The 13,705-nt window shown below is 40.8% G+C and carries 10 protein-coding genes; 4 read left to right on the top strand and 6 right to left on the bottom strand.

The window, feature by feature from the left end; translation table 11 throughout:
- Nucleotides 1–56: 56 nt before the first annotated feature.
- From infB to G6053_RS09540, 4 genes are all read right to left on the bottom strand, one after another.
- On the bottom strand, nt 57–3,203 hold the full coding sequence (infB, locus tag G6053_RS09555) for a translation initiation factor IF-2 (RefSeq protein WP_108632310.1): 3,147 nt from the start codon (nt 3,201–3,203) through the stop codon (nt 57–59).
- 103 nt (nt 3,204–3,306) lie between these two features.
- The gene (gene nusA, locus G6053_RS09550) at nt 3,307–4,548 is read right to left on the bottom strand and encodes a transcription termination factor NusA (protein WP_104382659.1); all 1,242 of its coding nucleotides are present in this window, start codon (nt 4,546–4,548) and stop codon (nt 3,307–3,309) included.
- 5 nt (nt 4,549–4,553) lie between these two features.
- Nucleotides 4,554–5,018: a ribosome assembly cofactor RimP gene (gene rimP / locus G6053_RS09545; RefSeq protein WP_108632311.1), complete on the bottom strand. Its 465-nt coding sequence runs from the start codon at nt 5,016–5,018 to the stop codon at nt 4,554–4,556.
- Between the two features lie 139 nt (nt 5,019–5,157).
- A complete protein-coding gene (locus tag G6053_RS09540) occupies nt 5,158–5,934 on the bottom strand; it encodes a LexA family transcriptional regulator (RefSeq protein ID WP_108632312.1) in 777 nt (258 codons plus the stop codon).
- 101 nt (nt 5,935–6,035) lie between these two features.
- Here G6053_RS09540 and G6053_RS09535 point away from each other — a divergent pair, with 101 nt between their 5' ends.
- Entirely contained in the window at nt 6,036–6,359 is a 324-nt protein-coding gene (locus G6053_RS09535) for a hypothetical protein (protein WP_108632313.1), read from the top strand.
- 92 nt (nt 6,360–6,451) lie between these two features.
- Here G6053_RS09535 and G6053_RS09530 read toward each other — a convergent pair whose 3' ends face one another.
- On the bottom strand, nt 6,452–8,824 hold the full coding sequence (locus tag G6053_RS09530) for a transglycosylase domain-containing protein (protein WP_108632314.1): 2,373 nt from the start codon (nt 8,822–8,824) through the stop codon (nt 6,452–6,454).
- 378 nt (nt 8,825–9,202) lie between these two features.
- On the opposite strand from G6053_RS09530, the gene rpoN reads away from it, so the two are divergent.
- From rpoN to G6053_RS09515, 3 genes are all read left to right on the top strand, one after another.
- Nucleotides 9,203–10,669 carry an RNA polymerase factor sigma-54 gene (gene rpoN / locus G6053_RS09525; RefSeq protein WP_108632315.1) on the top strand — a complete coding sequence of 489 codons (1,467 nt, stop codon included), beginning with the start codon at nt 9,203–9,205 and terminating at the stop codon, nt 10,667–10,669.
- Between the two features lie 81 nt (nt 10,670–10,750).
- Nucleotides 10,751–11,626: a carbon-nitrogen hydrolase gene (locus G6053_RS09520; protein ID WP_165306298.1), complete on the top strand. Its 876-nt coding sequence runs from the start codon at nt 10,751–10,753 to the stop codon at nt 11,624–11,626.
- A gap of 78 nt (nt 11,627–11,704) precedes the next feature.
- Nucleotides 11,705–12,781, top strand: coding sequence for an agmatine deiminase family protein (locus tag G6053_RS09515; protein ID WP_165306297.1), 1,077 nt, complete (start codon nt 11,705–11,707; stop codon nt 12,779–12,781).
- Nucleotides 12,782–12,888: 107 nt separating this feature from the next.
- On the opposite strand, the gene agaR is transcribed toward G6053_RS09515, so the two are convergent.
- Complete coding sequence (gene agaR / locus G6053_RS09510; RefSeq protein ID WP_108632318.1) at nt 12,889–13,650, bottom strand: transcriptional repressor AgaR; 762 nt, start codon at nt 13,648–13,650, stop codon at nt 12,889–12,891.
- Nucleotides 13,651–13,705 lie beyond the last annotated feature (55 nt).

Below are 13,705 nucleotides of genomic sequence, written 5' to 3'. Positions count from 1 at the left end.
CAAAAAAAGCGTTGACAAAAATCAACGCTTTTTTTATGCTGTCGTAAATCGGAGTATTACAATTTACGTTTTACTTCTACTTGTTCGTAGGCTTCCACAATATCCCCTACCTGAATGTCGTTGAAACGGTCAATATTCAAACCACACTCGTAGCCTTGTGCAACCTCTTTCACGTCGTCTTTAAAACGTTTCAGAGATGCCAATCGACCTGTATGGATAACGACACCGTCTCTGATTATGCGGATATCATTATTTCTATTGATTTTACCTTCTCTAACCATACATCCGGCAATGGTACCCACTTTAGAGATTTTAAATGTTTCTCTGATTTCAACCTCAGCAACAATTTTCTCTTCAAATTTCGGAGCCAACATACCTTCCATCGCAGATTTGATCTCTTCGATCGCATCATAGATGATAGAATATAAACGAACGTCGATTTGCTCATTCTCCGCCAATTTACGTGCATTTTGTGTTGGACGTACTTGGAAACCGATAATGATCGCATCAGAAGCAGATGCCAATAATACATCTGATTCGGAGATCGCACCAACCGATTTATGGATAATATTTACCTGGATCTCATCCGTTGACAATTTCAATAATGAATCCGATAATGCTTCAATCGAACCGTCCACGTCACCTTTTACGATAATATTAAGTTCCTTAAAGTTACCGATAGCCAAACGACGACCGATCTCATCCAAGGTAATATGTTTCGTTGCACGCATGCCTTGTTCACGTTGTAACTGAAGACGTTTGTTTGCTACCGTTCTAGCCTCAGATTCACTTTCAAGAACATAAAGCTTATCCCCTGCTGTAGGCGCTCCGGCCATACCTAATATCTGTACCGGCACTGACGGGCCTGCTTCTTTAACGCGTTCACCTCTTTCATTGGTTAAGGCTTTTACCTTACCAGAGTGCGAGCCCGCCAAAATCGGATCTCCGACACGAAGTGTACCACCTTGGATCAATACTGTAGTCACGATACCACGGCCTTTGTCCAAGGCTGCTTCGATCACCGAACCGACTGCACGTTTTTTCGGATCAGCTTTCAAATCCAACATTTCAGCTTCCAAAAGAACTTTTTCTAAAAGAAGATCAACATTTTCTCCGGTTTTTGCGGAGATCTCTTGCGCTTGGAATTTACCACCCCAATCTTCAACCAGGATATTCATTGCAGAAAGCTGCTCACGGATACGGTCCGGATTCGCTCCCGGTTTATCCACCTTCGTAAAGGCAAAAACAATCGGTACACCTGCGGCTTGAGCGTGATTGATTGCTTCTTTCGTTTGTGGCATGACTGCGTCGTCCGCCGCAATAACGATAATAACGATATCTGTTACTTTTGCACCACGTGCACGCATTGCCGTAAAGGCTTCGTGACCCGGTGTATCTAAAAACGTGATCTTACGATTGTCATCTAACTTCACCGCATAAGCACCGATATGCTGTGTGATACCACCGGCCTCACCTGAAGTCACATTTGCTTTACGGATATAATCCAACAAAGATGTCTTACCGTGGTCAACGTGTCCCATTACCGTTACGATCGGAGCTCTAGGCACTAGATTCGCCTCAGTATCCGGCTCTTCCAGTTCCGCAGTTTCCTCATCTTCAGGTTTAATAAATTCAACCTGATAGCCAAATTCGTCCGCCACAATAGTCAAAGTCTCTGCATCCAGACGTTGGTTGATTGACACAAACATTCCTAAACTCATACAAGTAGCAATGATCTGCGTGACCTGAACGTCCATCAAATTTGCCAGCTCATTCGCCGTAACAAATTCAGTGACGCGCAATACCTTCGCCATCAATTCTTGCTCCATTGCAGCTTCTTCTGCATGTTGTGCAACATCATCACGTTTCTGGCGTCTTAATTTCGCACGTTGTGCAAATTTACCAGATTTACCCGCACCGCTTAAACGGGCAAGTGTCGCTTTGATTTGATCTTGGATTTCCTTTTCAGAAGGTTCCTCCTTATTTTCAACAGGTCTTCCTTTTCCTCTATTGTCAAAACGACCATGTTGTGGTCTTGCACCACCTTGTCCCGGTCTACCTTGGTGCTGGTTGTTCCCACCCTGCCCCGGTCTACCTGGATGCTGATTGTTTTGTCCCGGACGATTGTTCGGATTATTGTTGTTCCCTGGATTTCCAGCTCGGTTACCTTGTTGGTCACGATTGTGGTTGTTATTTCCATCGCGAGGACCACGGTTCTGATTGTTGTGCCCCTGACCTTGTCCCGCATTCGGATTTACTGGACCATTTGGATTCGTGCGCTTACGCTTACGTTTCTCATTGTTGTTTCCAGCATTTGAAGAGGATGCCACAGGTTTGTGGGAAGGTCTAGCAGATGGTAATTCAATCTTACCAATTACTTTTGGACCAGTCAATCTTTCTGCACGTGCAGAAATAATATCATCGCCTTCTTTTTTCACAGGCTCCACTTTTGGAGTTACTGGTACAGCAGCTTTAGGTGCTGTTTCGTCTTTTTTCTTTTCTTCTACCTTCACAGGTTCGGTTTTTGTCTCTACAACCGGAGTTGCTTTTACTTCAGTTTTATCTACTTCAGGTTTGGGAGCTTCTACCTTAGGTGCAACGACTTCGGTTTTTTGCTCAACAACCTTTGGTTCTTCTTTTTTTGCTTCGATAACAGGCTCTTTGACTTCAGCTTCTTTCTGCTCTACTACTTTCTCTACGACCTTAGTCTCTACAGGTGTGTCATGCGTAACTTTAGGTTCTTCCTTGGAAGGCTCCTCTTTTTTAGGCTTGTTACCACCTCTATTCAGGGCATCAAGATCAATTTTGCCAACCACTTTCATACCACCTTGATGAACAGGTTCCTCAGGCTTGGCAGGAGTGACTTCTTTGACAGATGGGATTTCTACGGTATTCTTAACCAAGATTTCTTTTGGTTCCTCATGTTCTTCAAAATCCTCATTTCTAGACGATTCTTTAGGAGAAGTGGACGGCGACTCCTCACGACGAATTTTGCCAATAACAATTTGTTTAGCTTCATCTTTCAGTGATTTGTCTCCCTGAAACTCTTTTAACAGCACACCATACATCTCTCCGCTCAATTTAGTGTTAGGCTTTGCTTCTACATCATATCCTTTTTTCACTAAACATTCCACGGCAGTATGTATCCCGATGTTGAGTTCCTTTGCTGCTTTAAGCAAGTTTGTTCCTTTTCCTTCAGTCATCTATAATATAAACTATTTTAATATAATTACAAAAATATGTTTTTTTCCATCCATAAACAATTTATTCCGAATGTTAGATGGAAAAAAATTAACAAGCTGAATTTTATTCAAATTCAGCCTGCAATATACGTACGATATCACGAATGGTATCTTCTTCCAAATCGGTACGTCTAACGAGCTCTTCCTCACTGAGTGATAAAACAGATTTTGCAGAGTCTAAACCAACGCGTTTCAACTCATCGATAACCCAGCTCTCAATTTCGTCGCTGAATTCCTCGATATCCACATCCTCATCAAATTCATCATTCTCACGGTAAACATCGATCTCGTAACCGGTCAGCTTACCAGCCAGTTTAATGTTGTGTCCACCACGTCCGATTGCCAGGGATACCTGATCCGATTTTAAGTATACAGCAGCAGTTTTATTTTCTTCGTCGATCTTAATTGAGCTGATCCGGGCAGGGCTCAGTGCACGGGCAATATATAAGGAATGGTTTGTCGTGAAATTAATCACATCAATGTTCTCATTACGCAATTCGCGAACGATACCATGAATACGTGATCCTTTCATACCCACACATGCTCCAACTGGATCAATACGATCGTCGTAAGACTCTACAGCCACTTTAGCACGTTCCCCTGGTTCACGGACAATTTTCTTGATGGTAATCAGACCATCAAAGATCTCAGGAACCTCAAGCTCAAATAAACGTTGTAGAAACGCAGGTGCCGTACGGGAAATAATGATTTTCGGATTGTTGTTCATCATATCCACTTTATGGACTACTGCACGGATACCATCACCTTTTTTGAAATAATCAGCAGGGATCTGTTCCGACTTAGGTAAGATCAATTCATTACCATCCTCATCCAATACCAGGATCTCTTTTTTCCAGATCTGATAAACCTCACCAATAACCAACTCCCCTTCTCTATCTTTATATTTCTTGAAGACTTCATCTTTCTCAAGTTCCAATACTTTAGAAACAAGCGTTTGACGGGCTGCCAAAATAGCACGGCGTCCAAAGCTTTCCAAAGTGATCTGCTCGATAAAATCATCGCCTACTTCCAGATCCTCATCGTGTTTTCTCGCTTCTGCCAACTCGATTTCAAGATCATCATCCTCAGAAAATTCATCTTCAACAACGACACGCGTTCTCCAAATCTCCAAATCTCCGTTATCTGGATTTACGATAACATCCACATTTTCATCCGTACCGAAACGACGACGGATCATACTACGAAAAACCTCTTCCAATACTGTAATGACCGTAGGTCTGTCGATATTCTTAAACTCTTTAAACTCCTGAAAAGAGTCTATCAGATTGATGTTGCTGTTACTCATTATTTTTAAAATGAAATTACCACTTTTGTTGCTTTTATTTGATCAAAAGGAAGTTCTTTTTCCACCTCTTGCGCTTTTTTACCTTTTTCTTTTACTTTTTGAAGAATGCTGACCTTTGTCTCGTCAACAGCCAATAAAGTTCCTTCAATTTTAGTGTTATCGTCCAGTTTAATCTGCACGGTACGGCCTATATTTTTTTGGTACTGCCGGTTATTGACAAAATTAGAATCTATGCCCGGAGACGAAACCTCCAGACGATAAGCATTATCGATGACATTTTCTTCCTCTAAATGAAAACCAACATGACGGCTCACCTGTGCACAGTCATCAATATTAACCCCGTTGTCCCCATCCAGGAGAATTTCCAAAATCTTATTTGGGCGCATCTTTACACTAACAATAAACAAATCCTCGCGATCTGCTATTTTTTCTTCTATGAGTTCAATGACTCTTTTTTCTACATCTTGCATTGTTCTACTGCCTAGAATGCTAAATTAATTGTATTAAAAAAAGGGGGCAATACGAGCCCCCTTCCTTTCAGATATGCAAATATAGTATTTTATAAAATAAAAAACAAATCCCCAAACAACTGCGAAATTATTTTTTCTATTATTTCGAATTGTCAACAACTGCATTAATTGTTTTTTGCATCTGCGCCATCATACTGGTCAATGTTTCCATCGTCGGTTCAGGTGTTGGCTCCGGCAGTTGTGTGCTAATAAAAGCCTTCGCTTTCCAAACTTCAAGAATATCAGAAGTCTCCACCCAGTATGGTTCATATGTTTTATTATCAGAAACAAGCTTTAAGCCTTTGTCCTCCTTAAATTTAAAAGCGATACGCTTGTAAACTACCCCCTCCTCGCGCGATACGACCACATAGGTATGACCGGGCTTTATATCATGCCAATTTTCGACATATTCAGCGACAATAATGGATCCCGATGGCAAAGGCAACATCGAATCTCCTTTAATCTCAAATGCCCGAAAAGTCCCCTGCCCGAACATCGGAAGCGAAAACTTCGGAAGCTCAGCCACATACTCAGGATCGCCATAGCCATTTAAATAGCCCGCGCTCGCCTTAACCGGCACAAGCTCAATGTTTTCACGATCACTACCATCAACAGTTACACTCAATACCCTGAGATTAGAAGCATTGCTTTTAGGCACCGGCTTCCACTTATCATCAATCACATCATTTGCCAATTCATCCATGGTTAGCCCATAAAACTCGGCAATTTTTTTTAGCAATTCATATTTAGGCTCTGCCCTATCTTCTTCATAAGCGCCGACAGAAGCTCTTTTAATCTCCATGATATCAGCAAATTGCTGCTGCGTAATTTTCTTTCCTTTTCGAAGGAATTTCAAGTTGGATGAAATATTTGACATATTATTTTTTCAAAAAATATTTTGCAAAAACTAAATTTATTAGTAATATTGTGCCAATAAAATTAGTAAATAAAATTTAAACATCCAAATAATTTAGCATTATGAGCAATTTTATTGTATATATATTAACTGACAACAACAGAAGATACTTTGAAATCGACTTTACTTCCAATATACTCAGCACTGTAGTAGAGCTTCAGCAAGCGAATAGTTTCACCTTTCAACAGGGGGCCAATTTAAACAGAATCATCTATTCCGAAGCTTTTTCGAAACTGGCATGCGCAAAAAAGAGAATGAACGAGTTGCAAAATTTCACACACCTACAAATCGAACGAATTATTCGCAAGAATAACCCGAACTGGAACAACCTCTTCCCACAGCAACAGCAGTCTTACGCCAAGAGAAACAGTAATTACGCCGCCTGATAAAATACAATAAAAAAAGCCACCTAATTTTTAGTAGGCAGCTATTTATCATAGATCCAGAACAGGATAACCATTAACTAATTTTACATGAATTAAGGATTCTCCGATATACCCGTATTTTCGCCAACACCTCCTTCGTTGTGATTGCGCTCAGCGGATCCTTCTGTCGATTCCTCTTCCGGCCCAATAAATCCTTCATCCGTCTGCTCATCAACACTTGTTGAATCACTTTGTTCAGGCTCCGGATCACTATAACGCGGTGTCTCACATTTATACGACTTTGTGATTTCGACCGTAGGTTCAGGAAATTTCCCCTGTGTATACCCCAATCGCTTATCTTTATAGACGGATTCCAAAAATACACCAAATATAGGTAAAGCTGTTCGGGAACCTTCTCCGGTATGCGAATTCTTGAAGTGTATGCTTCTTTCATCACATCCAACCCAGATTCCGGTAACCAGATCCTTCGTCACGCCCATATACCAGCCGTCAACATATTCGGAAGATGTCCCGGTCTTACCGCCAATTTGATTCTCTTTATCAAAAAGGTCCCACTCCCACAATCCCTGCGATGTACCTCTGGGTTCTTCCATCCCGCCACGCAACATATAAGTCATCAACCAGGCATCTTGCTTATCGACAACCTGTTTGCGTTCTGCCTGAAAGGTAGCGATAACATTTCCGTCATGGTCTTCAATTTTAGAAACCAGTAGCGGTGTGACACGCTCGCCATGATTCATCATCGTCGAGTAACCGTTAACCATTTCAAAGACCGACACATCATTCGGCCCTAGCCCAACAGATGCTACCGGATTGAGCCTGCTCGTAATGCCGCAACGCTGCGCCGCATCAACAACTTTCGCCGGAGTAACCATATCGGTCAGCTGAACAGTAACCGAGTTAATAGATCGGGCCATCGCATGACGCAACGACATTTCACGATATGAAAAATTCCAATCTGCATTTTTCGGTTCCCACACTTCTATAGAATCCCCCTTGTCAATCTTTATGGTAACAGGCTTATCGGTAATCTTATCACAAGGTGACATCCCGGACTCCAGGGCAGCCAGATAAACAAAAGGTTTAAACGTCGAACCGGCTTGTCGTTTCGCCTGCATCACGTGATCATATTTAAAATATTGATGATCTATACCGCCTACCCAAGCCTTAATTTCACCCGAATATGGATCCATTGACATCATCCCGGCATTCAACATCATAGCGTAATATTTTAAGGAATCCATCGTGGACATCTCTTTTTCAATCTTACCATTATCCTTCCAGTTATAGACTTCCATTTTTTTCTTTTTATTCAGGAAGTAATTAATACTGTCCGGGCTATTGGCATATTTCTTACTGAGGAATGCATAATAAGGGGTCTTCTTTGCCAAATTCTCCAAAAAGTTCGGAATTACTTTTCCAGAAAGATCACGCCAAGGCTCCTGACCATCCCAGGTATTATTTAAGCGCTGCTGTAACTCAGCCATCTGTTTCGCCACAGCTTCCTCAGCATGTTTCTGAAGTTTTGAATTGATCGTTGTATATATTTTTAAACCATCCGTATAGATATCGTAATTATTTTCCTCCGACCATTTCTCCAACCATTTAGCCACAGCGGTACGCAGATAAGAATCCCCACCAGCATTCACATCCTTATTATTGGCATTCAAGACAATCTTCTCTTTAACTAAAGCATCATAAGCTGCTTTCGTCAGAAAGCCACTCTTATGCATTTGACTCAACACGGTATTTTTTCGATCAAATGCCTTCTCAGGATTTCTGATCGGATTATACAAAGTTGTTCCCTTCAGCATACCGATCAACACCGCTGCCTCATTTTGATTCAGCTGATTGGCTCCTTTTGAAAAATAACGTTTTGCAGCGGTTTCTATACCATAGGCATTATTACTAAAAGAAACAGTATTCAGATACATTTCCAATATCTGGTTTTTACTATACCGTTGCTCTAACTTATAAGCCGTCATCCACTCCTTAAATTTGGTAATGACCAGTCCGGCAACAGGCAAACGGGTCAACAGCCCTCCGGCTTTGTTGTAACGCGTGCGGTAAAGATTCTTGGCTAACTGCTGTGTAATCGTACTTGCACCGCGCTTATCTCCTTTTAACGTAGAGATAATACCCGACCCCAAACCTAAAAAATCAACGCCATTATGCTGATAAAAACGCACATCCTCAGTCGCGATAAGCGCATTAATCACCGTTTTAGGAATGCTATCAAAAGGAACCGGGTTCCTATCTTCATCAAAATACCGACCGATCAATACGCTATCAGCGGTATACAATTCAGTCGAAATATTGAGGCTGGGCATAATGATATCTTTTTTTGTGGGGGAATAGCCAAACAGCCACAAAAAATTAAGTTGTATGGCACAAACCAACACAATAACGAAATATATTGCAATAACGAGATAACGAAGAATCCGATTCTTTATACGTCTAAACATAAATGGAAATTTATCTTATATTCAACATATTGAATCAGCAAAAGGTTTTACCCCTGCTCAATATGCGCCTATACGTGTTTCAGGGGCTAAATATACAACTAAATACATCTCCCTAATTAACTATTTACATTTTTTAACAATAAAAAATAAGCATTTATTCGAACACGGTCAATAGGTAAAAACACATTTCCCTGACCTTGTTTTGCTCACTATCGCGAATTAAAATGTAAAAAAAATTGAAGAAGGACTTTGTTGAGATCAATAAGTTAGCTAACGCGTTCCGCAAATATTATACCTACTTTTAATATATTATCTATTTTATTTTAAAATAATAATGATATTTGCTTAAATTTAGATGTAAACTAGTCAACTATTAGCATGTTAAAACAGACATTACAACAAAAGCTATTACAAAAACTGTCGCCACAACAAATTCAATTTATTAAATTGTTGCAGGTACCAACAGTTTCATTAGATGCCAGAATAAAAGAAGAATTAGAAGAAAATCCTGCATTAGAAGATGGTAGCTTGACTAATATGACCGATCCAATCGAAGAATATCCGGATAAAGATCCGGATGACAATTTTGATAACGAAGAAGGTTTCGATTCAGATGATTTCAGTTTGGAGGACTATATACAAGAGGACGATTACAAAGATTATGGAAATGGGTATGATTACGGTGATGATGACGAAGACAGAAAAGAAATGCCAGTTGCCATCCAGCACTCTTTCTACGAACAACTGCAACAACAGCTAGACCTTCTGGCTTTGGACGATAAGCATTTTTTAATCGGCCAACAAATTATCGGAAGTCTGGACGACGATGGTTACCTGCGACGTCCGATCATAAATTTAGTAGATGACCTGGCTTTTGGTCAAAATGTCATGACCGAAGAGCATGAGGTATTGGATATGCTAAAAGTAATCCAGGATTTTGAACCTGCAGGGATTGGTGCCAGAGATCTCCAGGAATGTCTTTTGATTCAACTGCAAAAAAAAGACATTAACAACCCTACAATAAAACTGGCAATTAAAGTCGTTGCCAATTATTTGGATGAATTCACAAAAAAACATTATGATAAGCTCGAAAAATCTCTGGGAGTTTCATCTGAAGACTTGAAAAATGTGGTGAATGAAATCCTAAAGCTTAACCCCAAACCGGGTGATTCAGGAGCAGTGGCAGGCAAACAGCTTCATATCATTCCCGATTTTCATATCAGCAACAACGATGGCATCCTTCATCTGACCCTGAATGGACGTAATGCGCCCGAACTCCGCATAAGCCGTGACTATCAGCACATGTTTGAGCATTATGAAAAATCCGATCAAAAGGACAAAAAAATGAAGGAAGCGGTACAGTTTGTCAAACAAAAACTTGATTCGGCCAAATGGTTCATTGATGCAATCAAACAGCGTCAACAAACCTTGCTCAAAACCATGAATGCCATCATGGAATATCAATACGATTATTTTCTTAGCGGTGATGACCGCAAATTGAAACCGATGATATTAAAGGATATCGCCGATAAAATCGACATGGATATCTCGACCGTTTCCCGTGTGGCAAATTCAAAATATGTACAAACTGAATTTGGAACATTCCTGTTAAAATCATTTTTCTCCGAGGCAATCCAAACTGATTCCGGTGAGGAAGTTTCGAATAAAGAGGTCAAAAAAATACTGGAAGAGTGCATTGCCAAAGAGAACAAGCGCAAACCATTGGCCGATGAGAAATTAACCGAAATTCTTAAAGAGAAGGGTTACAATATCGCGCGCCGAACCGTGGCAAAATATCGGGAAGCATTAAACATACCCGTCGCAAGATTACGAAAAGAGCTTTAAGAGCTCTTTTTTGTTTTTCCCAACAATCAAATCTAAATTAAGAATAGTATCTTTGTGCCTGAATTAAATAAGCATTAAGGAATGAGCAAAGTAAAAGTTGGAGTTGTACAGATGAGCTGTACCGCAAACAAACAAGAGAATCTCGAAAAAGCAATCGCTAAAGTAAAAGAAGCCGCTGCAAAAGGTGCGCAAATTGTGTGTCTGCAAGAACTCTTTACTTCTTTATATTTCTGCGATGTCGAAGATTATGACAATTTCGCCCTAGCTGAATCTATCCCGGGCCCGTCTACAGACGCCCTATCCGCTGTTGCGAAAGAAGCAGGAGTCGTTATTATCGCCTCATTATTTGAAAAAAGAGCTGAAGGCCTTTATCATAATACGACGGCCGTGTTGGACGCTGACGGATCCTATTTAGGCAAATACCGTAAAATGCATATCCCTGATGATCCGGCATTTTACGAGAAATTCTATTTTACGCCGGGCGACCTGGGTTATAAAGTATTCAAAACAAGATTTGGCAAAATCGGCATATTGATCTGTTGGGACCAATGGTATCCCGAAGCATCCAGGATCACCGCATTAATGGGTGCAGAAATTCTTTTCTACCCAACGGCAATCGGCTGGGCGACAGATCAGGATGAAGAAACCAACAAGGATCAATACAACGCATGGCAAACCATCCAACGTTCCCATGCTGTAGCAAATGGCGTACCTGTGGTATCCGTCAACAGGGTTGGATTTGAACAGGATGGCGCCATGAAATTCTGGGGCGGTAGCTTTGTGACAAATGGACAGGGTAAGATATTATACCTCGCCTCCCATGACAAAGAAGAAATTGAAGTCGTCGAACTGGATCTAAGTGAATCTGATTATTTTAGAAAACATTGGCCTTTTCTACGTGACCGCAGAATAGAAACCTATTCTCCGATCACCAAACGTTTTATTGACGAAGACTAATAGCAAATCATATTGGCCATTTTAATTTTGTGATTCATACGGAAGAACGAATTAAAATGGCTTTTTACATTTTAAAGCATGGAACAAGAAAGCACTTTCACACAGGCGTATTTTAATAATTCTCCAAAAAAACAAGGTTTTTCATTTCCCCCTGAATGGGCAAAACAAGAAGCGTTGTGGTTGAGCTGGCCGCATAAAGAGGAATCTTGGCCTGGGAAAATTGAAACCATATACAAACCTTATTGCGAATTCATTAAAGCTGTTGCGTCTGGACAGAAAGTCAGAATCAATGTCGCGAACGAAGAAATGAAGGCTTTTGCGATCGCAGAACTAAAAAAAATAACAGCAGATTTTAGCAATATTGAATTCTATTTCAATCCAACCAACGACGCTTGGTGTAGAGATCATGGTCCTGCTTTCCTTATCAATCAAAATTCGGGCGCAAAAGCGGTTGTTGACTGGGGATACAATGCCTGGGGAGGCAAATATCCGCCCTTCGATCTCGATGATGTTGTCCCTACGCGTATAGCCAAAGAGTTTGACCTTCCTCTATTTACACCTAATATCGTCATGGAGGGTGGTTCTGTCGAATTCAATGGCGCCGGAACTGTTATGACAACAACAGCATGTTTACTCAATGAAAACCGAAACCCTAATTTTACAAAAGAGCAAATTGAGACATATCTCAAAGAATTCTATGGGCAAGAGCAGGTGCTGTGGTTGGGCGACGGAATCATTGGTGACGACACAGATGGCCATATTGACGACATTACCCGTTTTGTAAATGAAAATACAGTTTTAACCGTTGTCGAAGAAAATCCCGAAGATGAAAACTATGCGATCCTACAGGAGAATCTGGAAACGCTCCGTTCTTTCAAATTATTAAATGGAGAGTCACTTCATATTGTCGAGCTTCCAATGCCTGCACCGGTAATCTATGAGGACACCAGGCTTCCGGCATCATACGCTAATTTCTATATCGCAAATGATGTCGTCATCGTACCTATTTTTGATGATGCTAATGATCAGAAAGCATTGGATATCATCCAGGGTTGTTTTCCATCACGAAAAGTTATTGGGATCAATTCAGTGGACATTATCTGGGGACTGGGAAGTTTTCACTGCCTGAGTCAGCAAGAACCCGCACTCGGTTAACGATAAATTACCCATAAACAGAAAGGCTTACTGACGATGTCAGTAAGCCTTTCTGTTTATAGGCCTATAGACCCTATTGCTCCAATCCACCGCCACCGGAAAGCAAGCTATACAACAACAACGTGAACACCAGATTTTTCCAGCGACTCAACAAATCCGGCGCTCACTTTATCATCCGTAATCAATACATCAATTTTATCAAATCCACAGATCCGCCCAAAACTACGTCTTCCAAATTTAGAGGAATCAGCAAGGACAACAACCTTCTGGGCAGTATCTATCATGATACGATTCAATTGGGCTTCCTGTGCACTGGAAGTCGACACACCATATTCCAGATCTATCCCGTCCACCCCTAAAAACAATTTACTACAGTAAAAATCATGCAATAGATTCTCAGCATATTTTCCAGTGACGGAAGTAGACGTTTTTCGCAAAGTGCCCCCCATCTGCATAATTTCAACCGACGGGTATTTAATCAATTCCATGGCTACATTCAACGCTGAAGTTACCACGGTGATATTCCCCTTAGGTACAATCTGTCTGGCCAACGATTGCATGGTTGTACCGGAGGCAATAATAATCGAATCATTCTCTTCGATCATCTCAGCAGCCTTCTTCCCTATTCTGCTTTTATCATCGGATCGAAGTTTCTCTTTTTCAAATACCGTTCGGTCCGTTGTATACGGATTATATTGTGTCGCTCCACCATGGGTGCGAAAAAGTAGACCGCTCTCCTCCAATAGTGTCAGATCCTTTCGTATGGTAACAGAAGATACCCCCAGTTCCTCACAGAGATCAATTACCTGGACTATACCCACTTCTTTTAATTGCTTTAAAATATATTGATGTCGTTCTACGTTTGTCATGGCTCTTTATATGCGCTAAAATATTAAATTCACTAGTGATTTACTCATACGAATA

It is taken from the genome of Sphingobacterium sp. DR205, assembly GCF_011064245.1.
Taxonomy (GTDB): Bacteria; Bacteroidota; Bacteroidia; order Sphingobacteriales; family Sphingobacteriaceae; genus Sphingobacterium; species Sphingobacterium athyrii.
Note: the sequence above shows the minus strand (reverse complement) of the source record. Positions and strands in the feature narration are given on the sequence as shown.

Excerpts from the sequence above, each read along its gene's own strand:
- nusA (WP_104382659.1), bottom strand. The coding sequence starts at position 4,548 with ATGAGTAACAGCAACATCAATCTGATAGACTCTTTTCAGGAGTTTAAA.
- infB (WP_108632310.1), bottom strand. The coding sequence starts at position 3,203 with ATGACTGAAGGAAAAGGAACAAACTTGCTTAAAGCAGCAAAGGAACTC.
- rimP (WP_108632311.1), bottom strand. The coding sequence starts at position 5,018 with ATGCAAGATGTAGAAAAAAGAGTCATTGAACTCATAGAAGAAAAAATA.
- rpoN (WP_108632315.1), top strand. The coding sequence starts at position 9,203 with ATGTTAAAACAGACATTACAACAAAAGCTATTACAAAAACTGTCGCCA.
- G6053_RS09515 (WP_165306297.1), top strand. The coding sequence starts at position 11,705 with ATGGAACAAGAAAGCACTTTCACACAGGCGTATTTTAATAATTCTCCA.
- G6053_RS09520 (WP_165306298.1), top strand. The coding sequence starts at position 10,751 with ATGAGCAAAGTAAAAGTTGGAGTTGTACAGATGAGCTGTACCGCAAAC.
- agaR (WP_108632318.1), bottom strand. The coding sequence starts at position 13,650 with ATGACAAACGTAGAACGACATCAATATATTTTAAAGCAATTAAAAGAA.
- G6053_RS09540 (WP_108632312.1), bottom strand. The coding sequence starts at position 5,934 with ATGTCAAATATTTCATCCAACTTGAAATTCCTTCGAAAAGGAAAGAAA.
- G6053_RS09530 (WP_108632314.1), bottom strand. The coding sequence starts at position 8,824 with ATGTTTAGACGTATAAAGAATCGGATTCTTCGTTATCTCGTTATTGCA.
- G6053_RS09535 (WP_108632313.1), top strand. The coding sequence starts at position 6,036 with ATGAGCAATTTTATTGTATATATATTAACTGACAACAACAGAAGATAC.